The following is a 22,205-nucleotide window of genomic DNA, read 5'->3' on the forward strand; positions in this document are numbered from 1 at the left end:
GGAGTATCCGCATCCGGATGGTTGAGAAAAACCGCTGACGGGACAAAGCACTGTTGATCAGAAGTCATGAATCATTTCCAGGATTTGTATTGTCCGGGCTGGCCTCTTCGCCGAGAAAATCGATCAAGGTACGCACCGACGGCAACAACCCGCGCCGCGATGGGAAAATCGCATGCACCACCCCGGACTTGGGCGCCCAACCCGGAATCAGCTCGACCACGCGTCCGGCGGCAATGTCCTCACGCACCACCACACTCGGCAAGTGCGCCACACCGACCCCGGCAATCACTGCCTGACGCAAGGCGATCAGATCATCAGTGACCAGCCGTGGCGTATGGCGGATCAGCGCCGTGTTGTCATTCGGCCCCAGCAACTCCCACTGATACTCACGCTGCGCCGCGCCCCAGTGCAGGCTCGGCAGTCCGTTGAGGTCCGCAGGCGAGGGCGGTGACGACAGGCGTTCGACAAACTGCGGGCTGCCGACCACTGATTGCGTACTGTTGCCGAGCACTTTCATGACCATGTCGGTGTTCTCCAGTGGCGGAAAACGCACTCGCAGCGCAATGTCGAATCCTTCGTGAATCAAATCGACACGGCGGTTGGTGCTCTCGATGAACAGCTCCACCAGCGGGTACTTGAGCATGTAACGCGTGAGCATCGGCCCGACCCACGAATTGAGCAGCGCCGTCGGGCAACTCAGGCGCACCAGGCCTTGTGGTTCGGAACGATTGCGCTCGATCAGCTCGGCGGCGCTTTCGGCCTCGACGCGCATCGCAAGGCAGCGCTGGTAGTAGGCTTGACCGATTTCGGTCAATGAACAGTGGCGACTGGTGCGGTGCAGCAGGCGCACGCCGAGGCGTTCTTCCAGTTCGGAAATCCGTCGGCTGAGCTTTGATTTGGGCATGTCCAGCGCCCGCCCGGCTGCAGCGAAACCATGATGTTCGACTACTTGGGTGAAGTAGTAGAGGGTGTTGAGGTCTTCCACCATCGTTCTCCATATAGAACGCTAAGGCTGATTTTTGCAGTCTAGTGCATTAATGGTCATGGATTTAAGCTTGATCCATCGCATCACTCACCCTATTGGAGACGACCATGAAAAATATCATCGGTATCTACACCAGCCCGCGCGGCCATTGGGTCGGCGATGGTTTCCCGGTTCGCACGCTGTTTTCCTACGACAACCTGGGCAAGCACATCAGCCCATTCCTGCTGCTCGATCACGCCGGCCCTGCCGATTTCACCCCGACCACCGAACGCCGTGGCGTTGGTCAGCATCCGCACCGTGGGTTCGAAACCGTGACTATCGTGTATGAAGGCGAAGTGCAGCACCGCGACTCGACCGGCAGCGGCGGCATCATCGGCCCGGGCGATGTGCAATGGATGACCGCGGCGTCGGGGATCCTCCACGAGGAATTCCACTCGGAAAACTTCGCCAAGACCGGCGGCAAACTGGAAATGGTCCAGCTGTGGGTCAACCTGCCGGCCAAGGACAAAATGGCCGCGCCGGGTTACCAGACCATTCTCGACCGCGACATCCCGAGCATCGCGCTCAAGGACAACGCGGGCAGCCTACGGCTGATCGCCGGTGAGTTCGATGGCCACACCGGTCCGTCGCGCACCTTCACACCGATCGACGTGTGGGATCTGCGCCTCAACGCCGGCAAGTTGCTGACGCTGGATCTGCACGAAGGCCGCAATACCGCGCTGGTGGTGTTGAAAGGCTCGGTGCAGGTCAACGGTGTGGAATCGGTGCGCGAAGGGCAGTTGGCGCTGTTCGAACGTGACGGCCATCAGTTGACGCTCGAAGCCAGCCAGGACGCGGTGGTGTTGCTGCTCAGCGGCGAGCCGATCGACGAACCGATCGTCGGCCACGGCCCGTTCGTGATGAACACCGAGCAGGAAATTCACCAGGCGTTCGCCGACTTCCAGTCCGGCCGCTTCGGCCAGATGCACGCTTAACGCACAACCACTCAACGACATCGAAGGGCTGGGCACGCTGTTCTCCAATCACATCCCGGATTACCGCAACCTGTTCACCAGCTACAACAGCCTGACCAACGGTAAGTAACTCCGGGCATATGCAATACCTGTAGGAGTGAGCCTGCTCGCGATAGCGGTGGGTCAGTCAACGAGATTTCGACTGATACCCCGCCATCGCGAGCAGGCTCACTCCTACAAGGGTTTTGCGGTGTTTTTGCGCAGGCGTTCATGCTCTGAAATCAATTGCTCCTACACTTGCTCAATCTGTGCGATCTTCTCGCGATTGGCCCCCGTCGGAGTTGTTTGATGCTGTCTCTGCTCACCGAACATCCGTTGTTCTGCGCGTTGATCCTGATCCTTCTCGATCTCGGTCTGTGGCGTCTGATCAGTTCCCATGGCAGCGAGTGGAAACTGCTGGTGCGGGTGCTGATTTTCACGCTGTTCAGCGTGCTGCTGTTCAACGAAGGCCTCAACCCGATGGAGCCGGCGCCGTGGGCCGACAACGTGCCACTGCACCTGGCGGCGACCGGGTTGCAGATCGGCTGGTGGCTGTTCGGTGCGCGGACTTTGACGGTGTTGATCGGCGCTGTGATGATGCAACGGGTCGGCCACACCGGACGACTGTTGCAGGACTTGCTCGGCGCGGTGATTTTCCTCATCGCGATCATTGCCGCGCTGGCCTATGTGCTGGATCTGCCGGTCAAAGGCGTGCTCGCCACCTCCGGCGCCTTGGCGATCATTGTCGGTCTGGCCTTGCAGAGCACGCTCAGCGACGTGTTCTCCGGGATCGTCCTCAACACCACCAAGCCTTATCAACTGGATGACTGGATTTCCATCGACGGCACTGAAGGCCGGGTCACCGATATCGACTGGCGCGCCACGCGCCTGCAAACCAGTCAGGGCAGCATGGCGGTGATCCCCAACTCGCTGGCGGCCAAGGCCAAGATCATCAACTTCAGCCGGCCGAGCAATATGTTCGGCGTCGCGGTCAGCGTGCAGGTCAGCCCGCATGCGCGGCCCAGTTCGGTGATCGATGCGCTGGAACGGGCGATGCAGGGCTGTCGGCAACTGCTCGATATACCTGCTCCGAGCGTCGCACTGAAAAGCTCCGGCAGCAGCGGTGCGGAATACGAGATCAGCGGTTTTGTCGCTTCGATGGGTGAGAAGCGCGTGGTGCGCAATCAACTGTTTGACCTGGCGTATCGGCATTTGCAGGCGTCCGGGGTCAATCTGCTGTCGAGCGATGAAAGCACTGCGCCGACCAACCTGTCGCGGCCTCGGGCGCTGCTCGACAGTTCGCCAATCTTCTCCACCCTGCGTCAGGAGGAAAAAGACACCTTCAGTCAGAACATGAGCCAGCAAACCTTCCGCGCCGGTGAGGTCATTCTCGCGGGCGGCGAGGTCAGCGATCACCTGTTCATTATTGAGTCCGGCGTGGTTTCGGTGACGTTGAAACGCCACGGTACGCCGTTCGAATCCGGGCGCATGGGGCCGGGGGAAGTGATTGGCGAGGCGGGGATTCTGTCCGATTCCTCGTTGCCGGCGGACTTTTCGGCGAAGACCTTCTGCGTGCTGTACCGCATCGAAAAATCCTACCTCAAGCCGTGCCTCGATGCGCGTCATGACATCCACGACGCGATGCAGACGCTGCTCGATTACCGCTTGCACAAAGCGCAGTCCCTGACCGAGGAAGCGCCGGCGGTGGTACCGAAAAGAGGCTTTCTGCAGTGGCTGCGCAATCGCGCCTGAAGGGTCAGGCGCCGAGTTTCTGTTCCAGATGCAAGCGCACCTGTGGCCACTCGTCGTCGATGATGCTGAAACGGACCGAATTGCGCTTGCGCCCGTCCGGCATGATCCGCTCATGCCGGACGATGCCTTCCTGCTGCGCACCAAGACGCAGGATCGCGTTGCGTGACTTCTGGTTGTTCTCGTCGGTGGTGAACTGTACGCGCACACAATCGAGCACGTCGAAGGCGTGACACAGCATCAGGTACTTGGCTTCGGTGTTGACGAAGGATTTCTGCCAACTCGCGGAGATCCAGCTGCTGCCGATTTCCAGCTTGCGATTGAGCGGGTCGATCTTCCAGAAACGTGTTGAACCGATCACTTCGCCAGTGTCTTTCAATACGATGACAAATGGCATTACCGTGCCGGCGTCACGGCCATCGAGCGCTTTTTTCAGGTAGTTGTCGACGGTGCTGGCCGACGGCACCACGGTGACGGTGAGATTCCACAGCTCGCCGTCGGCGGCGGCATGGAGCAGGGCAGCGGCGTCGGCATACTGAAGCGGGCGCAAGAGGATGCGCTGACCTTGCAGCGTGGTTGGCATGGGATTCCGGTCTCGGCAGTGCGGGCGAAAGGCGAGCGCCTATTACGCCGTACCGGGCGGATCCGATGCAACCGCCGCGATGATTGCAGGGTCAGATTTTTTACAGCCCATGGGCAGGAGCCTCAGCCGATGAAAAACCTGCGGATCGCCACCTACAACGTCAATGGCCTGCGCGCACGCTTGCCAAACCTGCTGGACTGGCTCAAGCGCGAACAGCCGGACATTGCCTGCCTGCAAGAACTCAAATCCGTCGACACGGCGTTCCCCGCCGCCGAACTGGAAGCCGCTGGTTACGGCGCGATCTGGCAGGGTCAAGCTTCGTGGAACGGCGTGGCGATTCTCGCCCGCGATGCGCAGCCACTGGAGAGCCGGCGCGGTCTGCCGGGCGATCCGGATGACAAGCACAGTCGTTATCTGGAGGCAGCGGTGCACGGCGTACTGGTCGGCTGCCTGTATCTGCCCAACGGCAATCCGCAGCCTGGGCCAAAATTCGATTACAAACTGGCCTGGTTTGAACGATTGATCAGCTATGCGAAAGACCTGCAAAGCAGCGATCACCCGGTGGTGCTGGCGGGTGACTACAACGTCGTGCCCACCGACATGGACATCTACAACACTCGTTCCTGGCTCAAGGATGCGTTGCTGCAACCGCAGAGCCGCGAGTGTTATCAGCGCTTGCTCGATCAGGGCTGGACCGATTCGCTGCGGCATCTGTATCCCGCGGATCGGCTCTATACGTTTTGGGATTACTTCCGGCAGCATTGGCAAACCAACTCCGGTTTGCGCATCGATCATCTATTGCTCAACCCGGCGCTGAGCCCGTACTTGCAGGAAGCCGGGGTAGACGCCTGGGTGCGCAACGAACCCCACGCCAGTGACCATGCGCCAACGTGGATTCGTATCGGCTCACGCAAGAAACGCTAGTGGGCGATTGGCGAAATCAATTGTCGAAAACACTGCCCGATCCCGTATACATGGCGACCATCAACGCAGTGACCTGCGGCCCCATGCATAAGGACCGAGCAATGAGCGAGCCACGCCTGACGAATCTGAAGCTGTACCTGCAACGCCTCGGTTTCGAAACGCCACCAGCACCGACACTCGAGACCTTGCGTCTCCTGCAATTGCGCCATACCGGCGTGTTTCCTTTCGAGAACCTGGCGACGATTACCGGGGCTCCGGTGTTGATCGATCTGCCGTCCATCGAGGAAAAAGTCCTGCTCGGTGGGCGCGGTGGCTACTGCTATGAGCTGAATAACCTGTTCTTTGCCTTGTTGCTGGAATTGGGTTTCGACGCTCGGGCCATCAGCGGGCGGGTGGTGATGAATCAGCCGGAAGGCAGCTGGACGGCACGCACGCACCGTTTGAGTCTGGTGACCATCGACGACGTGCGTTACATCAGCGATGTCGGCTTCGGTGGCATGGTCCCGACCGCGCCGCTGCTCCTCGACACCGAGACCGAGCAAGCGACCCCTCACGAACCGTATCGCATTGAAAAGCAGGCCGACGGCTACATGCTGCGTGCCAACGTAACGGGTGAATGGCGGCCGATGTACCTGTTTGACCTGCAACGCCAGGAAGACATCGATTACACCATTGGCAACTGGTATGTCTCGACGCATCCAGAGTCGCCGTTCACCCAGCGTCTGATGGTCGCGCGCACGGGTAATGGCTGGCGCAAGACCCTGAACAACGGCAGTTTCGCTGTTCATCGCATGGGCGCCAACAGTGAGCGACGCGAGGTAACGCAGGTCGATGAGCTGATTGAATTGCTGGCGCGCGAGTTTGCTCTGCACCTGCCGGATCTGCCCCACATACGGCAAGCTCTGGCGCGGATGATCGTACCGGCTTCCGTTTAGGGTTTGGCGTCGGGCTCCAGCACTCGGCGGATTTCCCCGACCGCTGCCGACAGTTTTTTCTCGAGACCCTTGAGGTCTGCGGCGGTGATGCCTTTCTTGAATTGCCCGCTCGATTCGGCTTGTTCCGGTTTGGCAACGGCGTCGAGCAGGGCATGACGCAGGGTGTTATTGATCACCGTCTGATAACCGAACCCTTCGTTCTCCGCGACCGTACGCGCCGCTTCGATGACGGCGTCGTCGAGCATGATGGTGATGCGGGTTTTGCCTTTGTTTGACGCCACTGCGCCGCGTTTGCCCTGAGAAAAGTCATATTCGTCTTGCATCGATCAAGCCTCCAGAAAATAAGCGCTACGTTCGCTGGGTGTGGCGACACGTGCAGAAATGATTCGAACGACATTCGCATCCCGGTAACTGTAAGCAACGACCAACAAGCGCCCTTTGCCGTTGAGGCCAATCGTGATCCAGCGCTGTTCGTCATGGTCGTTATCCTCGATCGTCAGTGCTCGTTCGTCGTCAAAGACCGGCCCGGTCTCGGCGAGGCTGACGCCTTTGTGCTTGAGTTTGTTGGCTGCGTTCTTGCTTTTGTCGTACTGAATTTCGAATAACTTAATTATGCATACTTTATATGTATAAAAAGAGCGCGACGGTGCCGTCGGTCGCCATGAACAATTCAGCCTAGTGCGCACGCGGGCAGGTGCAGGAAGGGATGTGTTGCCGGATTTGTGGGGGATGGGACCGGCGGGATAGAAGGTTGGGTGGCTACCTATCCATTTTGTGACTGACAAGTTGTATACAACTCTATGGACATTTGTCACGAGTATTGAATACAGTGTGTGCATAACAAAAACCAGGGAACCCCCCACCATGAAAACGCCCCATGTTTCACACCAACGGCCCGAGGACGAAAATCTCGGGGTCGGCGCGAATATGGCTTACGGCCTGCAACATGTTCTGACCATGTACGGCGGTATCGTTGCGGTGCCACTGATCATCGGCCAGGCGGCCGGCCTGTCGCCGGCGGACATTGGTTTGCTGATTGCTGCTTCATTGTTTGCGGGGGGGCTGGCGACACTGCTGCAAACCCTGGGTCTGCCGTTTTTTGGCTGTCAGTTGCCGCTGGTACAGGGCGTGTCGTTCTCCGGCGTAGCGACCATGGTCGCGATCGTCAGCAGTGGCGGGGAGGGCGGCTTCCAGTCGGTGCTTGGCGCTGTCATTGCGGCGTCGCTGATCGGCTTGCTGATCACGCCGGTGTTCTCGCGCATCACCAAGTTCTTCCCGCCATTGGTTACCGGTATCGTCATCACCACCATCGGCCTGACGCTGATGCCGGTGGCCGCGCGCTGGGCGATGGGTGGCAACAGCCACGCGCCGGACTTCGGCAGCATGCAGAACATCGGTCTGGCGGCGGTGACGCTGGTGCTGGTATTGCTGCTGAGCAAGGTCGGCAGCTCGACCATCTCGCGTCTGTCGATTCTGTTGGCCATGGTGATCGGCACGGTGCTGGCGGTGTTCCTCGGCATGGCGGATTTCTCCAGCGTCACCACCGGACCGATGTTTGGCTTCCCGACGCCGTTCCATTTCGGCATGCCGACTTTCCACTTCGCCGCGATCCTGTCGATGTGCATCGTGGTCATGGTGACGCTGGTGGAAACTTCGGCGGACATTCTGGCGGTCGGTGAAATCATCGGCACCAAGGTCGATTCCAAACGTTTGGGCAATGGCCTGCGGGCGGACATGCTGTCGAGCATGTTTGCGCCGATTTTCGGTTCGTTCACCCAGAGCGCTTTCGCCCAGAACGTCGGGCTGGTGGCGGTCACCGGGATCAAGAGCCGTTACGTGGTCGCTACGGGCGGTATCTTCCTGGTCATCCTCGGCCTGCTGCCATTCATGGGCCGGGTCATTGCGGCAGTGCCGACTTCGGTGCTCGGTGGCGCCGGTATCGTGCTGTTCGGCACCGTGGCAGCGAGCGGCATCCGTACGCTGTCCAAGGTTGATTACCGCAACAACGTCAACCTGATCATCGTCGCCACCTCGATCGGTTTCGGCATGATCCCGATTGCCGCACCGAACTTCTACGATCACTTCCCGAGCTGGTTCGCGACCATTTTCCACTCGGGCATCAGTTCGTCGGCGATCATGGCGATTCTGCTCAACCTGGCGTTCAACCACTTCACTGCCGGTAACTCGGATCAGCAATCGGTGTTTGCGGCGGCGGAAGAGCGGACTTTGCGTTATCGCGATCTGGATGCGCTGCGCGAAGGCGATTACTTCAGCGACGGCAAACTGCATGACTGCGATGGCAAGGAAGTGCCGGTCATCGAGCCTGATGACCACGATCACGGGCACGGTGCCCCGAAAGCGCAGGTGAGACCCAGCGAGCATGTCTGACGGCTGTGCCTGAATAGAAAAGGGCCGATCTGGTAAGCACAGATCGGCCCTTTTTCATTTCAAGATCTTTTAACCTTTTCGAGCGCCCACAAAAAAGCCCCTGAATCTTTCGATTCAGGGGCTTTGCTATTTGGCTCCACAACCTGGACTCGAACCAGGGACCCAATGATTAACAGTCATTTGCTCTACCAACTGAGCTATTGCGGAATTGGTGCGTATGTTACTGATTCAAAAAGAGAAGTCAAGCGCCGGTGGCAAAATTAAGTGAATCATCGGGACGAACGGCGTTTTGTCAGCGATTGGCGGTTACCAGAACCGCAGCAGAGGTCTACCATGGCCGCCCGGAAGTGGTCACACGCGCTGCCGGCCATTCGCCGAAAAAGGTCCGCGTCATGAACCATTTATCCCGCAACAGCGAGGTGTTCGCATGAGCATCGCGCAAATCAGCCTGCCCAAGGGCGTCGGCCCACACGCCGAAAAACTCTTCGATGCGATCACTCAGGCCAGCACAGCTGAAGAGCTGAATCGTGCCGGTGGCAAGGCCGAAGGATTTGTCCTCGGTCTGGAAAGCACCAAAGCGATCAAAAGCCAGATCGCCGAATCGCTTTACGTCGCTTATGACGATGCCGCCACTCAGCGCGCGAGCGAACTGGCTTAACTGCCGAAGGTAATGGTGCCCAGCATCAGTTTGGCGTAAGCCGCAGTGGCGGCCAGTTGCACCAGCCACAGGGCGAGGCCGCCAAGGAAGACCCCGGCCGCGACTTGCAGCACCAGGCTTTTTTCGCGTTTGGCCGATGCGCGGGGGATGAAATCATCCAGATCGTCACGGTCGGCGCGCAGGTTGTCGTTTTTCATATCTGATCTCACAAAATTCTGGAATGTACTCATCACCTGTGGGAGCGAGCTTGCTCGCGAAGGCGTCATGTCAGTCGACAACGATGTTGAATGACAGATCGCTTTCGCGAGCAAGCTCGCTCCCACATTTGGACATGTGTGCAGTTTAGAGGGGATAGGGATTGTTTCGTGACAATAAAAAACGGGAAGCCCCAAGGCTTCCCGTTTTTCATCACGCAGCGTTATCAGATGACCTGAACAATCGCATCCGTCACAGCCGTGATGTTGCTCTGGTTCAGCGCAGCCACGCAGATCCGGCCGGTGTCCAGTGCGTAAATGCCGAACTCGTTACGCAGGCGATGCACTTGCTCAGTGGTCAGACCCGAGTAGGAGAACATGCCGCGCTGACGACCGACGAAGCTGAAGTCGCGACCCGGGGCTTTCTCTGCCAGCAGATCGACCATCTGCGTACGCATGCCACGAATGCGCAGACGCATTTCAGCCAGCTCGGCTTCCCACTGCGCGCGCAGTTCCGGGCTGTTCAACACTGCAGCCACGATGCTCGCACCGTGTGTTGGCGGGTTGGAGTAGTTGGTGCGGATCACGCGTTTGACCTGCGACAGCACGCGCGCGCTTTCTTCTTTCGATTCGCTGATGATCGACAGCGCACCAACGCGCTCGCCGTACAGCGAGAACGACTTGGAGAACGAGCTCGAGACGAAGAAGGTCAGGCCGGATTCAGCGAACAGGCGCACGGCAGCGGCGTCTTCGTCGATACCGTCGCCGAATCCCTGGTAAGCCATGTCGAGGAACGGCACGTGACCTTTGGCCTTGACCACTTCCAGCACGTTGTTCCAGTCCGCCGGGGTCAGGTCGACGCCGGTCGGGTTGTGGCAGCACGCGTGGAGGATAACGATCGAGCCGTTCGGCAGGGCGTTGAGGTCTTCGAGCATGCCGGCACGGTTAACGTCGTGGGTGGCGGCGTCGTAGTAGCGGTAGTTCTGCACCGGGAAACCGGCGGTTTCGAACAGCGCGCGGTGGTTTTCCCAGCTCGGGTCGCTGATCGCTACAACAGCGTTCGGTAGCAGTTGCTTGAGGAAGTCGGCACCGATTTTCAGTGCGCCGGTCCCGCCGACAGCCTGAGTGGTGATGACGCGACCGGCGCTGATCAGCGGCGAGTCGTTGCCGAACAGCAGCTTTTGCACGGCCTGGTCGTAGGCAGCGATGCCATCGATCGGCAGGTAACCGCGCGAAGCGTGTTGAGCAGCGCGAACGGTTTCGGCTTCGATCACGGCGCGCAGAAGTGGAATTCGCCCCTCTTCGTTGCAGTAAACACCCACGCCCAGGTTGACCTTGGTGGTCCGGGTATCGGCGTTGAATGCTTCGTTGAGGCCCAGGATTGGATCGCGGGGTGCCATTTCGACAGCGGAGAACAGGCTCATTATTGCGGCGGCTCTGAATGGAGAATGGAGGGACGTGTCGCGCTCCAGCCGGATGCACTAGAGCGGTGCACAAACGGGGAGCTAGTATAGAGGCCATTACTGAACAATGGCGACAGGCGATTCGGCTTTTCGGGTAAGTTTTTCCGATTATTTCTTGACCGTTAGTCGACTGCGCGTGTCAGAGTCTTTACCGGATGTAGGACGTTTGCCTTGAAAGGTGAGGCAATCGCCACCACATTGAGCACAATCCAGGTTTTTTCTTGCGCGACACCGGTCGTTTGCGGTCGTCCCCGTGGTGCTCCGCTTTGCTCGGAATGCCGCGATTCCAGAGGTGTTTATGTCCGAATTCCAGCTCGTCACCCGCTTCGAGCCCGCCGGCGATCAGCCGGAAGCCATTCGCCAATTGGTCGAGGGCATCGAAGCCGGGCTGGCGCACCAGACGCTGCTCGGTGTGACCGGCTCGGGCAAGACCTTCAGCATCGCTAATGTCATCTCGCAGATTCAACGGCCGACGTTAGTGTTGGCGCCGAACAAAACCCTCGCCGCGCAGCTGTACGGCGAGTTCAAGGCGTTCTTCCCGAACAACGCCGTCGAATACTTCGTTTCCTACTACGACTACTACCAGCCCGAAGCCTATGTGCCGTCGTCCGACACCTTCATCGAGAAGGACGCGTCGATCAACGACCACATTGAGCAGATGCGCCTGTCCGCGACCAAAGCGCTGCTGGAGCGCAAGGACGCGATCATCGTCACCACGGTGTCGTGTATTTACGGTCTGGGTAGCCCGGAAACCTATTTGAAGATGGTGCTGCACGTTGATCGCGGCGACAAGCTCGATCAGCGCGCGCTGCTACGGCGTCTGGCCGATTTGCAATACACCCGCAACGACATGGATTTTGCCCGTGCGACGTTCCGGGTACGCGGCGATGTGATCGACATCTATCCGGCGGAATCCGATCTGGAAGCGATCCGCATCGAGCTGTTCGATGACGAAGTCGAAAGCATTTCCGCATTCGACCCGCTGACCGGCGAAGTCATCCGCAAGATGCCGCGCTTCACCTTCTACCCGAAGAGCCACTATGTGACGCCACGGGAAACCCTGCTCGACGCTATCGAACACATCAAGGTCGAATTGCAGGAACGCCTCGAATACCTGCGCAGCAACAACAAACTGGTGGAAGCCCAGCGCCTTGAGCAGCGCACCCGTTTCGACCTGGAAATGATCCTTGAGCTGGGTTACTGCAACGGCATCGAAAACTACTCGCGCTACTTGTCCGGGCGTCCGGCCGGTGCCGCGCCGCCGACCCTTTACGATTACCTGCCGGCTGACGCCTTGCTGGTGATCGACGAATCCCACGTCAGCGTGCCCCAAGTCGGCGCGATGTATAAGGGCGACCGTTCGCGTAAGGAAACCCTCGTCGAATACGGTTTCCGCCTGCCGTCGGCGCTGGATAACCGGCCGATGCGTTTTGACGAGTGGGAAGGGGTCAGCCCGCAGACCATTTTCGTTTCGGCGACGCCGGGTAACTACGAAGCCGAGCACGCCGGGCGCGTGGTCGAGCAAGTGGTGCGGCCGACCGGTCTGGTCGACCCGCAGGTTGAAGTACGTCCGGCGCTGACTCAGGTCGATGACTTGCTCTCGGAAATCAGCAAGCGTGTCGCGGTTGAGGAGCGGGTGCTGGTCACCACGCTGACCAAGCGCATGGCCGAAGACCTCACCGATTACCTTGCTGACCACGGCGTGCGCGTACGTTATTTGCACTCAGACATCGACACCGTTGAACGAGTCGAGATCATCCGCGACCTGCGCCTTGGCACCTTTGATGTGCTGGTCGGGATCAACCTGCTGCGTGAAGGCCTCGACATGCCGGAAGTGTCGCTGGTGGCGATTCTCGACGCCGACAAGGAAGGATTCCTGCGTTCCGAACGTTCGCTGATCCAGACCATTGGCCGCGCGGCGCGGAACCTCAATGGCCGGGCGATTCTGTATGCCGATCGCATGACTGGTTCGATGGAACGGGCGATTGGCGAGACCGAGCGTCGTCGCGACAAACAGATCGCTTTCAACCTGGAAAACGGCATCACCCCGCGCGGGGTGATCAAGGACGTCGCCGACATCATGGAAGGCGCCACCGTGCCGGGCTCGCGCAGCAAGAAGCGCAAAGGCATGGCCAAAGCCGCCGAAGAGAACGCCAAGTACGAAGCCGAACTGCGCTCGCCGAGCGAAATCACCAAACGCATTCGTGCGCTGGAAGAGAAGATGTATCAGTTGGCGCGGGATCTGGAGTTTGAAGCGGCGGCGCAGATGCGCGACGAGATTGCCAAACTGCGCGAGCGGCTTTTGGCTGTCTAAAGATTTGCAGTGTTTAGTCGGGCCTCTTCGCGAGCAAGCTCGCTCCCACATTGGAATTGTGTCGTTTGCAAATTCCCTGTGGGAGCGAGCTTGCTCGCGAATGGCGGCGACTCGGTCTTAATGAGACTCCCCAGCCTTCAACCCTTGCGGCAGTTTTTTGGTCAACAATATCGCCAGCATGCTGATCCCCAGCGCAATCCCGACAAAGTGAAACGCATCGTTGTAAGCCATGATCGCTGCCTGCTGATGGACGATCTCACTTAACTTGCCCAACGCTGCTGTATCACTGCCAAACCGATCGGTCATCGACGCCAATCGCTCCGCCACCTGCGGATTGGTCGGCACCACCGCCTCGCGCAAATAGTCGAAGTAGGTCTTGGTGCGCGCATCCAGCAGCGTCGCGAGCAGGGCAATACCAATCGCGCCGCCCAGATTTCGCAGGATATTGAACAGGCTCGACGCCGACCCCGCGTCCTGCGGCAGGATGTACGCCGTGGCGATCAGCGAAATGGTCACCATGATCAACGGCTGCCCCAGCGCCCGAATGATCTGGATCTGATTGAACTGCGGCCCGGCAAAATCCGGATTGAGCACACCGGACGAAAAACTCGCCAATCCGAACAGTCCAAATCCGATCGTGCACAGCCATTTTGGCGAAACAAACTTCATCAGCTTGGGCACCAGCGGAATCAGAAACAGCTGCGGCACGCCCATCCACATGATCACTTCGCCGATCTGCAGGGCGTTATAGTTCTGGATCTGCGCCAGATACAACGGCAACAAATAAATCGAACCGTACAACCCGACACCCATTCCCAGGCTGGAAATACTCGACAAGCCAAAGTTGCGATTGCGCAGAATGCCAAGGTTGATCAGCGGATTGGGTTTGGAGATCTGCACGATCACAAAGGTGATCAAGCTCACCAGCGCAATGCTGCCCAGCGTCACGATCAGGCTTGATTCCAGCCAGTCCTTGCGATGGCCTTCTTCCAGAAACACCTGCAAGCAACCGAGGCCAATCCCCAGCGTGAGGATGCCGGTGTAGTCGGTACTTTTCAGCAGCTCCCAGTGCGCTTCTTTCTTCTCCAGCCCGTACATCAACCCGGCGATCATGATCAGGCCCGGCGGAATGTTGATATAGAAGATGTATTCCCAACCCCAGTTTTCCGTAAGCCAGCCGCCCAGCGTCGGGCCGATCGACGGGGCGAACGTGGCGGTCATGGCGAACATCGCCATGCCTTTGGCGCGGTGGTGTTCGGGGAGTTTGATCAGGGTCAGGGTGAACGCCAGCGGGATCAGCGCGCCGCCGGTAAAACCCTGCATGGCGCGAAAGACGATCATGCTCTCCAGGCTCCAGGCCATCGAGCACAGCAATGACGAAACCAGAAAACCCAGCGACACCCACACCGCCAGTCGCCGCGCCGACAGCAACTGCACCAGCCACGCGGTCAGCGGAATCATGATGATTTCCGCGACCAGATACGACGTGGAAATCCACGAGCCTTCTTCCAGCGTCGCCGACAAGGCGCCCTGAATATCTTTCAAGGAAGAGTTGGTGATCTGGATGTCGAGCACCGCCATAAAGGCGCCGAGCATCACGCTCATCACTGCGATCCAATCGCGCCGGGTCGGTTCGCCGACCGGGCGGATCAGCGAATCACCGGCCATTGTCCGGGGCGTCTTTGATGTTCACGGTGGCGGTCACCGACATGCCCGGACGGATCTTGCCGTGCAACGGGTTATCGGCCTTGAAGGTCAGTTTCACCGGAATCCGCTGCACGACCTTGGTGAAGTTGCCGGTGGCGTTGTCCGGCGGCAGCAGACTGAATTGCGCGCCGGAGGCAGCGAACAGGCTGTCGACCCGCGCTTCGATCGGCGTGTCGCCATACGCATCAAAGGTCAGTTCGGCTTTTTGCCCGGGCTGCATGTGGCCGATCTGGGTTTCCTTGAAGTTGGCCTGCACCCAGATGTCTTCGTCCGGGACGATCGACAGCAGATAAGCGCCGGCCTGCACCACTTGGCCGTTACGGGCGGCGCGCTGGCCGACCAGACCACTGATTGGCGCGTGGATTTCGCTGCGGGTCAGGTTGAGTTCGGCTTGCGCGAGATCGGCGCGGGCGTTGGCGATCTGTGCGTCGAGGCGTTTGATTTCCGCGTTCAGGGCGTTGACCTGCTGGCGCTGGCCCTGTGCGTCGGCTTGCGCCTTGGCCACTTGCGAACGGGCGATATGCGCGTCAGCGGAGAGGGTGGTCACGCGTTCTTCGGAAACATAACCGGGTTTGCGCAGGGTTTCGGCCCGCGACAAATCCATCTGCGAGCGGCCGAGCGTTGCTTGTGTGGTCGCCACCTGCGCATCACTGGAAGCAATCAGACTGGCTTGCTGAGTCAGTTTGCTTTGCGCCTGCAGGCGTTCGGCTTCTCGGGTGGCGAGGGCGGCATTGGCGCGATCAATGGCCAGGCGGAAATCATTCGGCTCAAGGCGCACCAGCAGTTGGCCTTTTTCCACGTGCTGATTGTCCTGCACCAGCACTTCATCGATACGCGCGCTCAACTGGCTCGACACACGGGTGATTTCGCCCTGGACATAGGCGTTGTCGGTGCTTTCATAAAAGCGTCCCTTGAAAAACCAATGGGCGAAAAAGCCCCCGGCGATCAGCAGGACGAGCAGCAGGAAAATCAACAGGCGACGCTTGAGTTGGGCAGGCATGGGCAAACTGTAGTCGAGGAATTGTAAGGAAAGTTATCAGCAGGCGAATCTGGCATACAGCCGATAAACGGTAAATGCCATCCGTTGATTATTGCCCATTCACCACGGCTTACGGGCGTTACAGACGCAAACTTGGCTTAAATGCCCTGCCCGCTGGAGCGGGGCGGGTGTCGCCTGTTACCATTCGCCGCTTGATTGTTTTGCTTTTCATTCTTTTCGAGACATGCCATGACCACCGTCCGCACTCGCATCGCGCCATCGCCTACCGGGGATCCCCACGTAGGTACCGCTTACATCGCATTGTTCAACTACTGCTTTGCCAAGCAGCATGGCGGTGAGTTCATCCTGCGGATCGAAGACACCGACCAGTTGCGTTCGACCCGCGAGTCCGAACAGCAGATCTTCGACGCCCTGCGCTGGTTGGGTATCGATTGGAGCGAAGGCCCGGACGTTGGCGGCCCGCACGGTCCATACCGTCAGAGCGAGCGTGGCGATATCTATCAGAAGTACTGCCAGCAGCTGGTCGACATGGGTCATGCGTTCCCATGCTTCTGCACTGCTGAAGAACTCGATCAGATGCGCGCTGAGCAAATGGCTCGCGGCGAAACCCCGCGCTATGACGGCCGCGCGCTGCTGCTGTCGAAGGAAGAAGTTGCGGCGCGTCTGGCTGCCGGCGAACCCCACGTGATCCGCATGAAAGTGCCGAGCGAAGGCGTTTGCGTCGTCCCGGACATGCTGCGTGGCGATGTCGAGATCCCGTGGGATCGCATGGACATGCAAGTGCTGATGAAGACCGACGGCCTGCCGACGTACTTCCTCGCCAACGTCGTCGACGACCACCTGATGGGCATCACCCACGTGCTGCGTGGCGAAGAGTGGCTGCCATCGGCGCCGAAACTGATCCTGCTTTACGAATACTTCGGCTGGGAACAACCAGAGCTGTGTTACATGCCGCTGCTGCGTAACCCGGACAAGAGCAAGCTGTCCAAGCGCAAGAACCCGACCTCGGTGACGTTCTACGAGCGCATGGGCTTCATGCCGGAAGCGATGCTCAACTACCTCGGTCGCATGGGCTGGTCGATGCCGGACGAGCGCGAGAAGTTCTCGCTGCAGGAAATGGTCGACAACTTTGATCTCAAGCGTGTTTCGCTGGGTGGGCCGATCTTCGACATCGAGAAGCTGTCGTGGCTCAACGGCCAATGGCTGCGTGACCTGCCGGTGGAAGAGTTCGCCAGCCGCTTGCAGACCTGGGCATTGAACCCGGAGTACATGATGAAGATCGCGCCGCTGGTGCAGGGCCGCGTTGAAACCTTCAGCCAGGTTGCACCGCTGGGCGGTTTCTTCTTCGCCGGCGGCGTCAATCCGGATGCCAAGCTGTTCGAATCGAAGAAACTGTCGGGCGATCAGGTTCGGCAGTTGATGCAGTTGATCCTGTGGAAGCTGGAAAGCCTGCGTCAGTGGGAGAAGGACAACATCACTGCAACGATTCAGGCTGTGGTTGAATCGCTGGAGTTGAAACTGCGCGATGCGATGCCATTGATGTTTGCCGCGATCACCGGGCAGGCGAGTTCGGTGTCGGTGCTCGATGCGATGGAAATCATTGGCCCGGACCTGACCCGTTATCGTCTGCGTCAGGCGATTGACCTGCTGGGTGGCGTGTCGAAGAAAGAAAACAAAGAGTGGGAAAAGCTGCTGGGCGCTATCGCTTAAGCACGTCTGACTCTGCAGGAACCACCGAAGGCCGGGATCTTTTGATTCCGGCCTTCGGCGTTTTTCCCCCCGAATTTACGGGGGAGGGCGGTAAGTGATTGTTATGCCGACGAAAAACTTTGAAAAATTTCAAAAATAAGTTTGACAGGCTTTCGATACGCCCTTAAGATTCGCCCCGTCCTCAGCGATGACATCAACGATGAGGGGCTATAGCTCAGCTGGGAGAGCGCCTGCATGGCATGCAGGAGGTCAACGGTTCGATCCCGTTTAGCTCCACCAATTTACACTTCGAAGCCTGGCCACACCGGCTCCGAAGCGATCAACACTCAGCGTTGATCAGTTGTATAGAAGGGTTTGCGTCCCCTTCGTCTAGTGGCCTAGGACACCGCCCTTTCACGGCGGTAACAGGGGTTCGAGTCCCCTAGGGGACGCCAGTTTTACAGAAGCGATGTTGCAAGATGTCGCTCCGCCGCGAGGCGAAAAATCCGGGGCTTTAGCTCAGCTGGGAGAGCGCCTGCATGGCATGCAGGAGGTCAGCGGTTCGATCCCGCTAAGCTCCACCAATTTTACACGTTCAAGGTCTGGCCACACCGGCCTTGAATCGATCAGATCTCAGCACTGATCAGTTGTATAGAAGGTTTGTGTCCCCTTCGTCTAGTGGCCTAGGACACCGCCCTTTCACGGCGGTAACAGGGGTTCGAGTCCCCTAGGGGACGCCACGATTACCCGCTCTGCGGGATTTTATAAGGGTCATTCAATTATTGAATGGCCCTTTTGTTTGTCTGGCGTTTGGCCAATTCTCCTTTTTCCTTACACTGTGCTTCAGACCAGCGGTCATATCCTTGACTTGCAGAATATTATTATGCGAATAATATTCTAGTCGTAATATTCGGAGGCAACGATGAACGATAAAAAAGCTCAAACCCGCGAACGCATCCTCAAGGCTGCCAGCGCCGCACTGATTCAGCGCGGCCCGGCTGACCCGAGCGTGGGCGAAGTGATGGGCGCAGCCGGCCTCACCGTCGGTGGCTTCTATGCGCATTTCGAAAGCAAGGACGCGATGATGCTCGAAGCGTTCAAGCAATTGCTCGGTCGCCGCCGCGACCTGATTGCCGACATGGATGCCGAATTGACCGGCGAAGAGCGGCGCGCCTTGGTTGCCGCGTTCTACCTGTCGCGCAAGCACCGTGATTCCAGCGACGCCGCGTGCCCGATTCCAGCGTCCATCGGCGAATTGGGTCGTCTGCCGGAATCGTTCCGCATCGCGCTGAACGAACACCTGGAGTTGATGATTGCGCAGTTGGCGTCCAGCCCTGAGGACACCGACAAAGCCCTGGCCGACGTGGCCTTGATGGTGGGTGGTCTGGCGCTGGCAAGGGCGCTGGGCCCGGGAGATTTATCCGATCGATTGCTGCGCGCTGCCAAGTCGGCGGTGCGTTGACCTGAAGGCAACAGGCCTGAGGAGAGAGCGATGAACACGTTGAAGTGGGTTCGTGGCGTTAATGGCACCTTGGGCTGGATTGCACCGCAACGAGTGGCGAGCAAAATGCGTCTGGCATTCATGACGCCACGCTCGCTGCCGCTGCGCGATTGGGAGTTGCCGCTGCTGGCCAGTTCCGAACGCATCACTTTGCGCTTCGGCCTCTCGGCGCTGCGCTGGGGCCAAGGTCCGACAGTGCTGCTGATGCACGGTTGGGAAGGGCGGCCCACTCAGTTCGCCGCACTGATTACCGCGCTGGTCGAGGCCGGTTATACCGTTGTCGCGCTCGATGGTCCGGCCCACGGGCGTTCGCCGGGGCGTGAAGCCAACGTCGTATTGTTTGCTCGGGCGATGCTCGAAGCAGCTGCGGAGTTGCCGCCGCTGCAAGCGGTGATCGGTCATTCCATGGGCGGCGCCAGCGCCATGCTCGCCGTGCAATTGGGCTTGCGCACCGAAACGCTGGTCAGCATTGCCGCGCCGGCTCGAATACTCGGCGTACTGCGCGGTTTTGCCCGCTACGTCGGCATGCCGCCCCGAGCCCGTTCCGCTTTCATCCGCCAAGTCGAGCAAGATGTCGGTATGCGCGCCGCCACCCTTGATGTCGCTCACTATCAACTGGATATGCCCGGCCTGATCGTGCATGCCGAGGATGACAATTTCGTCTCGGTCAAGGAATCGCAAGTGATCCACGAATCCTGGTTCGATAGCCGTTTGTTGCGCCTTGAAGATGGCGGTCACCAGCGCGTGCTGGCCGACCCTCGGGTGATTGATGGCGTGTTATCACTGCTCGCCGGTCGCAGCCTTCAGGCGCGCCAATCGGCGTGAGCTCCGTTACACTGCCCCGGTTGAATACATTGACCGGGAGTGGGGCATGGGCTGGGATCGGGCAACGCCGTTTACCATTGATCTGCAAGTAGGCGCCGAGGACATCGACGGGCTGGGCCACGCGAACAACGCGGTGTACGTCACCTGGCTCGAGCGCTGTGCCTGGCGCCACTCGCAACGTCTGGGCCTGGATCTGGTCGAGTATCGGCGACTGGATCGGGCGATGGCTGTAGTGCGCCACGAGATCGATTATCTCGCTGCAGCCTATGAAGGCGACGAACTGCAATTGGCGACCTGGATCGTTGATTGGGATCAGCGCCTGAAAATGACCCGGCATTTTCAGCTCAAACGTCCGAGCGACAATGCGACGCTGCTGCGCGCGCAGACCACGTTTGTCTGTATTGAACTGTCCACGGGCAAGCCTAAGCGCATGCCGACCGAATTCATTGACGGTTATGGCCCGGCGATCCAGATCCCGGAATCTGCCCGAATCTAAACTGTAGGAGTGAGCCTGCTCGCGATAGCGGTGTGTCAGCCAACATATGCCTCACTGACACACCGCTATCGCGAGCAGGCTCACTCCTACAAGGGATATGTGTTGTTCTGCGGATTTGTGCGATATCCAGTAAACTGCCGCACGTTTTTCTTCAAGTAGTATTTTCCCATGCAAATTGCTCTGGCGCCCATGGAGGGGTTGGTCGACGACATCCTTCGCGACGTGCTGACCCGCGTTGGCGGCATCGATTGGTGCGTGACCGAATTCATTCGGGTCAACGACCAGTTGCTCACTCCAGCCTACTTTCACAAGTTCGGCCCTGAGCTGCTCAACGGCGCGCGTACCGCATCTGGCGTGCCATTGCGTGTGCAATTGCTCGGTTCCGATCCGGTGTGTCTGGCGGAAAACGCTGCACTGGCCTGCGAACTCGGCTCCGAAGTCATTGACCTCAACTTCGGCTGCCCGGCCAAGACCGTGAACAAATCCCGTGGCGGCGCCGTTCTGCTCAAAGAGCCGGAACTGCTCAACCAGATCGTCGAGCACGTGCGCCGCGCCGTACCCGCGCACATTCCCGTCACCGCAAAAATGCGCCTCGGTTTCGACAGCCCCGACGGTTCGCTGGTCTGCGCCACGGCGCTGGCCGAAGGCGGCGCCGAACACATCGTGGTTCACGCCCGAACTAAAATGGATGGCTACAAACCGCCGGCGCATTGGGAATGGATTCCGCGCGTGCAAGACGTGGTCAAAGTCCCGGTTTTCGCCAATGGTGATATCTGGAGCGTTGAAGACTGGCGGCGTTGCCGCGAAATCAGTGGCGTGGAAGACATCATGCTCGGTCGCGGTCTGGTGTCGCGCCCGGATCTGGCCAAACAGATCGCTGCTGCTCGCGCTGGAGAAGAAGTGGTCGAGATGACCTGGGCCGAGCTGATGCCGCTGATCCAGGACTTCTGGCTGCAAGCCAAAGCGCAGATGACCGCGCGCCAGTCGCCGGGCCGTTTGAAGCAATGGCTGGCCATGCTGACGCGCAATTATCCCGAGGCGGTTGAGCTGTTCACCGTCCTGCGCCGTGAAACTGAGCCGGATCACGTCTCGCGTTTGCTCGGTCTGCCGGTCGCCGAAGCGGCCTGAAAAAAATCTGCAAATAGTCTCTTGAAATCATTTCAGCGGTCCTTATCTAAGGGTTACGCGATGCCGAATTCGGGTCGCGGAGTCAAAAAACCTTGCTGATTGTTTTCAGGAGATTTGAACCATGAGTACTGCATTTTCCCTCGCGCCACTGTTCCGTTCCTCGGTCGGTTTCGACCGTTTCAATGACCTGTTCGAAACCGCCCTGCGCAACGAGCCAGGCAGCAGCTACCCACCTTACAACGTCGAAAAACACGGTGATGACCAATACCGCATCGTCGTAGCGGCCGCCGGTTTCCAGGAAGAAGACCTGGAGCTGCAAGTCGAGAAGGGTGTGCTGACCATCAGTGGCGGCAAGCGTGATGCCAACGAAGGCGTGACCTTCCTGCATCAGGGCATCGCCCAACGTGCTTTCAAGCTGTCCTTCCGCCTGGCCGATCACATCGAGATCAAGGCGGCGGATCTGAGCAATGGTCTGCTGAGCATCGACCTGCTGCGAGTGATCCCGGAAGAAGCGAAAGCCAAACGCATCCCGATCAACGGGACGCAGAAGCCGGCGTTGCAGCACTGAGTCATGCGCCGCAACACAATCGTCTGAACAGGCGATGAGCCGCTGAATGAAGGCCCCGATACGTCGGGGCCTTTTTTGTGCGCGCAAGAAAAGCGCTGTACGACTT

Annotated in this window: 21 protein-coding genes, 5 tRNA genes and 1 pseudogene; 18 read left to right on the forward strand and 9 right to left on the reverse strand. The window is 59.1% G+C overall.

The annotated features are described in order from the left end of the window. Nucleotides 1-64 precede the first annotated feature (64 nt). Entirely contained in the window at nt 65-988 is a 924-nt protein-coding gene (locus tag GTU76_RS14515) for a LysR substrate-binding domain-containing protein (protein ID WP_180698897.1), read from the reverse strand. Between the two features lie 104 nt (nt 989-1,092). Here GTU76_RS14515 and GTU76_RS14520 point away from each other — a divergent pair, with 104 nt between their 5' ends. The 3 genes and pseudogenes from GTU76_RS14520 (at nt 1,093) to GTU76_RS14525 (ending at nt 3,729) form a co-directional block, all read left to right on the forward strand. Beyond that, nucleotides 1,093-1,959, forward strand: coding sequence for a pirin family protein (locus GTU76_RS14520; RefSeq protein WP_016983532.1), 867 nt, complete (start codon nt 1,093-1,095; stop codon nt 1,957-1,959). Between the two features lie 10 nt (nt 1,960-1,969). Continuing rightward, nucleotides 1,970-2,068: pseudogene (locus GTU76_RS29880) on the forward strand (hydrolase); the annotation flags it as partial. A gap of 218 nt (nt 2,069-2,286) precedes the next feature. Further along, the gene (locus GTU76_RS14525) at nt 2,287-3,729 is read left to right on the forward strand and encodes a mechanosensitive ion channel family protein (protein ID WP_180698898.1); all 1,443 of its coding nucleotides are present in this window, start codon (nt 2,287-2,289) and stop codon (nt 3,727-3,729) included. Between the two features lie 4 nt (nt 3,730-3,733). Here GTU76_RS14525 and GTU76_RS14530 read toward each other — a convergent pair whose 3' ends face one another. Further along, nucleotides 3,734-4,309, reverse strand: coding sequence for a GNAT family N-acetyltransferase (locus GTU76_RS14530; protein ID WP_016983534.1), 576 nt, complete (start codon nt 4,307-4,309; stop codon nt 3,734-3,736). 129 nt (nt 4,310-4,438) lie between these two features. On the opposite strand from GTU76_RS14530, the gene xth reads away from it, so the two are divergent. Together xth and GTU76_RS14540 are read left to right on the forward strand one after the other, a co-directional pair. Next, the gene (xth, locus tag GTU76_RS14535; protein WP_016983535.1) at nt 4,439-5,233 is read left to right on the forward strand and encodes an exodeoxyribonuclease III; all 795 of its coding nucleotides are present in this window, start codon (nt 4,439-4,441) and stop codon (nt 5,231-5,233) included. A gap of 101 nt (nt 5,234-5,334) precedes the next feature. Next, a complete protein-coding gene (locus GTU76_RS14540; protein WP_180698899.1) occupies nt 5,335-6,168 on the forward strand; it encodes an arylamine N-acetyltransferase family protein in 834 nt (277 codons plus the stop codon). Here the strand turns inward: GTU76_RS14540 and GTU76_RS14545 are convergent. Together GTU76_RS14545 and GTU76_RS14550 are read right to left on the reverse strand one after the other, a co-directional pair. Further along, complete coding sequence (locus GTU76_RS14545; protein ID WP_180698900.1) at nt 6,165-6,491, reverse strand: BrnA antitoxin family protein; 327 nt, start codon at nt 6,489-6,491, stop codon at nt 6,165-6,167. The two genes, GTU76_RS14540 and GTU76_RS14545, sit on opposite strands and share 4 nt — an antisense overlap. A gap of 3 nt (nt 6,492-6,494) precedes the next feature. Beyond that, entirely contained in the window at nt 6,495-6,779 is a 285-nt protein-coding gene (locus GTU76_RS14550) for a BrnT family toxin (RefSeq protein WP_180699018.1), read from the reverse strand. A gap of 253 nt (nt 6,780-7,032) precedes the next feature. Here GTU76_RS14550 and GTU76_RS14555 point away from each other — a divergent pair, with 253 nt between their 5' ends. Then, complete coding sequence (locus GTU76_RS14555) at nt 7,033-8,556, forward strand: nucleobase:cation symporter-2 family protein (RefSeq protein ID WP_180698901.1); 1,524 nt, start codon at nt 7,033-7,035, stop codon at nt 8,554-8,556. Between the two features lie 131 nt (nt 8,557-8,687). On the opposite strand, the gene GTU76_RS14560 is transcribed toward GTU76_RS14555, so the two are convergent. Next, a tRNA-Asn gene (locus GTU76_RS14560) sits at nt 8,688-8,763 on the reverse strand. A gap of 220 nt (nt 8,764-8,983) precedes the next feature. Here GTU76_RS14560 and GTU76_RS14565 point away from each other — a divergent pair. Next, complete coding sequence (locus GTU76_RS14565; protein WP_180698902.1) at nt 8,984-9,214, forward strand: hypothetical protein; 231 nt, start codon at nt 8,984-8,986, stop codon at nt 9,212-9,214. Here the strand turns inward: GTU76_RS14565 and GTU76_RS14570 are convergent. Both GTU76_RS14570 and GTU76_RS14575 read right to left on the reverse strand, forming a co-directional pair. After that, nucleotides 9,211-9,411 (reverse strand): hypothetical protein, encoded by a 201-nt coding sequence (locus GTU76_RS14570; protein ID WP_016983541.1) that lies wholly within the window; start codon nt 9,409-9,411, stop codon nt 9,211-9,213. The genes GTU76_RS14565 and GTU76_RS14570 overlap by 4 nt on opposite strands. Before the next feature lie 224 nt (nt 9,412-9,635). Further along, the gene (locus tag GTU76_RS14575) at nt 9,636-10,832 is read right to left on the reverse strand and encodes an amino acid aminotransferase (protein WP_016983542.1); all 1,197 of its coding nucleotides are present in this window, start codon (nt 10,830-10,832) and stop codon (nt 9,636-9,638) included. A 337-nt stretch (nt 10,833-11,169) separates the two neighbouring features. On the opposite strand from GTU76_RS14575, the gene uvrB reads away from it, so the two are divergent. Then, the gene (gene uvrB / locus GTU76_RS14580) at nt 11,170-13,185 is read left to right on the forward strand and encodes an excinuclease ABC subunit UvrB (RefSeq protein ID WP_007913411.1); all 2,016 of its coding nucleotides are present in this window, start codon (nt 11,170-11,172) and stop codon (nt 13,183-13,185) included. 117 nt (nt 13,186-13,302) lie between these two features. On the opposite strand, the gene GTU76_RS14585 is transcribed toward uvrB, so the two are convergent. Beyond that, nucleotides 13,303-14,853 carry an MDR family MFS transporter gene (locus GTU76_RS14585; RefSeq protein WP_016983543.1) on the reverse strand — a complete coding sequence of 517 codons (1,551 nt, stop codon included), beginning with the start codon at nt 14,851-14,853 and terminating at the stop codon, nt 13,303-13,305. Then, nucleotides 14,843-15,892 (reverse strand): HlyD family secretion protein, encoded by a 1,050-nt coding sequence (locus GTU76_RS14590; RefSeq protein ID WP_127926569.1) that lies wholly within the window; start codon nt 15,890-15,892, stop codon nt 14,843-14,845. The genes GTU76_RS14585 and GTU76_RS14590 overlap by 11 nt, the downstream gene beginning before the upstream one ends. A gap of 228 nt (nt 15,893-16,120) precedes the next feature. Between GTU76_RS14590 and gltX the strand changes: the two genes are divergently transcribed. The 10 genes from gltX (at nt 16,121) to GTU76_RS14640 (ending at nt 22,099) form a co-directional block, all read left to right on the forward strand. Further along, nucleotides 16,121-17,602 (forward strand): glutamate--tRNA ligase, encoded by a 1,482-nt coding sequence (gene gltX / locus GTU76_RS14595; protein ID WP_016983544.1) that lies wholly within the window; start codon nt 16,121-16,123, stop codon nt 17,600-17,602. Nucleotides 17,603-17,805: 203 nt separating this feature from the next. Continuing rightward, nucleotides 17,806-17,881: transfer RNA gene (locus GTU76_RS14600), tRNA-Ala, on the forward strand. A 79-nt stretch (nt 17,882-17,960) separates the two neighbouring features. Next, nucleotides 17,961-18,036: transfer RNA gene (locus tag GTU76_RS14605), tRNA-Glu, on the forward strand. Between the two features lie 53 nt (nt 18,037-18,089). Next, nucleotides 18,090-18,165: transfer RNA gene (locus GTU76_RS14610), tRNA-Ala, on the forward strand. An 80-nt stretch (nt 18,166-18,245) separates the two neighbouring features. Next, a tRNA-Glu gene (locus GTU76_RS14615) sits at nt 18,246-18,321 on the forward strand. 182 nt (nt 18,322-18,503) lie between these two features. After that, nucleotides 18,504-19,043: a TetR/AcrR family transcriptional regulator gene (locus GTU76_RS14620; protein WP_007913421.1), complete on the forward strand. Its 540-nt coding sequence runs from the start codon at nt 18,504-18,506 to the stop codon at nt 19,041-19,043. A 30-nt stretch (nt 19,044-19,073) separates the two neighbouring features. Next, nucleotides 19,074-19,907, forward strand: a complete 834-nt coding sequence (locus GTU76_RS14625) for an alpha/beta fold hydrolase (RefSeq protein ID WP_175554843.1) — start codon at nt 19,074-19,076, stop codon at nt 19,905-19,907. 46 nt (nt 19,908-19,953) lie between these two features. Continuing rightward, entirely contained in the window at nt 19,954-20,403 is a 450-nt protein-coding gene (locus GTU76_RS14630; RefSeq protein ID WP_180698903.1) for an acyl-CoA thioesterase, read from the forward strand. 168 nt (nt 20,404-20,571) lie between these two features. Further along, the gene (locus GTU76_RS14635; RefSeq protein ID WP_175554841.1) at nt 20,572-21,531 is read left to right on the forward strand and encodes a tRNA dihydrouridine synthase; all 960 of its coding nucleotides are present in this window, start codon (nt 20,572-20,574) and stop codon (nt 21,529-21,531) included. Between the two features lie 121 nt (nt 21,532-21,652). Beyond that, nucleotides 21,653-22,099 (forward strand): Hsp20 family protein, encoded by a 447-nt coding sequence (locus tag GTU76_RS14640; protein ID WP_007913433.1) that lies wholly within the window; start codon nt 21,653-21,655, stop codon nt 22,097-22,099. Nucleotides 22,100-22,205 lie beyond the last annotated feature (106 nt).

The sequence above is a fragment of the Pseudomonas crudilactis genome (assembly GCF_013433315.1).
GTDB lineage: Bacteria > Pseudomonadota > Gammaproteobacteria > Pseudomonadales > Pseudomonadaceae > Aquipseudomonas > Aquipseudomonas crudilactis.

What these genes read in the sequence shown, in the direction of transcription:
- GTU76_RS14515 (WP_180698897.1), bottom strand. Translation starts at nt 988, where the DNA reads ATGGTGGAAGACCTCAACACCCTCTACTACTTCACCCAAGTAGTCGAA.
- GTU76_RS14520 (WP_016983532.1), top strand. Translation starts at nt 1,093, where the DNA reads ATGAAAAATATCATCGGTATCTACACCAGCCCGCGCGGCCATTGGGTC.
- GTU76_RS14525 (WP_180698898.1), top strand. Translation starts at nt 2,287, where the DNA reads ATGCTGTCTCTGCTCACCGAACATCCGTTGTTCTGCGCGTTGATCCTG.
- GTU76_RS14530 (WP_016983534.1), bottom strand. Translation starts at nt 4,309, where the DNA reads ATGCCAACCACGCTGCAAGGTCAGCGCATCCTCTTGCGCCCGCTTCAG.
- xth (WP_016983535.1), top strand. Translation starts at nt 4,439, where the DNA reads ATGAAAAACCTGCGGATCGCCACCTACAACGTCAATGGCCTGCGCGCA.
- GTU76_RS14540 (WP_180698899.1), top strand. Translation starts at nt 5,335, where the DNA reads ATGAGCGAGCCACGCCTGACGAATCTGAAGCTGTACCTGCAACGCCTC.
- GTU76_RS14545 (WP_180698900.1), bottom strand. Translation starts at nt 6,491, where the DNA reads ATGCAAGACGAATATGACTTTTCTCAGGGCAAACGCGGCGCAGTGGCG.
- GTU76_RS14555 (WP_180698901.1), top strand. Translation starts at nt 7,033, where the DNA reads ATGAAAACGCCCCATGTTTCACACCAACGGCCCGAGGACGAAAATCTC.
- GTU76_RS14565 (WP_180698902.1), top strand. Translation starts at nt 8,984, where the DNA reads ATGAGCATCGCGCAAATCAGCCTGCCCAAGGGCGTCGGCCCACACGCC.
- GTU76_RS14570 (WP_016983541.1), bottom strand. Translation starts at nt 9,411, where the DNA reads ATGAAAAACGACAACCTGCGCGCCGACCGTGACGATCTGGATGATTTC.
- GTU76_RS14575 (WP_016983542.1), bottom strand. Translation starts at nt 10,832, where the DNA reads ATGAGCCTGTTCTCCGCTGTCGAAATGGCACCCCGCGATCCAATCCTG.
- uvrB (WP_007913411.1), top strand. Translation starts at nt 11,170, where the DNA reads ATGTCCGAATTCCAGCTCGTCACCCGCTTCGAGCCCGCCGGCGATCAG.
- GTU76_RS14585 (WP_016983543.1), bottom strand. Translation starts at nt 14,853, where the DNA reads ATGGCCGGTGATTCGCTGATCCGCCCGGTCGGCGAACCGACCCGGCGC.
- GTU76_RS14590 (WP_127926569.1), bottom strand. Translation starts at nt 15,892, where the DNA reads ATGCCTGCCCAACTCAAGCGTCGCCTGTTGATTTTCCTGCTGCTCGTC.
- gltX (WP_016983544.1), top strand. Translation starts at nt 16,121, where the DNA reads ATGACCACCGTCCGCACTCGCATCGCGCCATCGCCTACCGGGGATCCC.
- GTU76_RS14620 (WP_007913421.1), top strand. Translation starts at nt 18,504, where the DNA reads ATGAACGATAAAAAAGCTCAAACCCGCGAACGCATCCTCAAGGCTGCC.
- GTU76_RS14625 (WP_175554843.1), top strand. Translation starts at nt 19,074, where the DNA reads ATGAACACGTTGAAGTGGGTTCGTGGCGTTAATGGCACCTTGGGCTGG.
- GTU76_RS14630 (WP_180698903.1), top strand. Translation starts at nt 19,954, where the DNA reads ATGGGCTGGGATCGGGCAACGCCGTTTACCATTGATCTGCAAGTAGGC.
- GTU76_RS14635 (WP_175554841.1), top strand. Translation starts at nt 20,572, where the DNA reads ATGCAAATTGCTCTGGCGCCCATGGAGGGGTTGGTCGACGACATCCTT.
- GTU76_RS14640 (WP_007913433.1), top strand. Translation starts at nt 21,653, where the DNA reads ATGAGTACTGCATTTTCCCTCGCGCCACTGTTCCGTTCCTCGGTCGGT.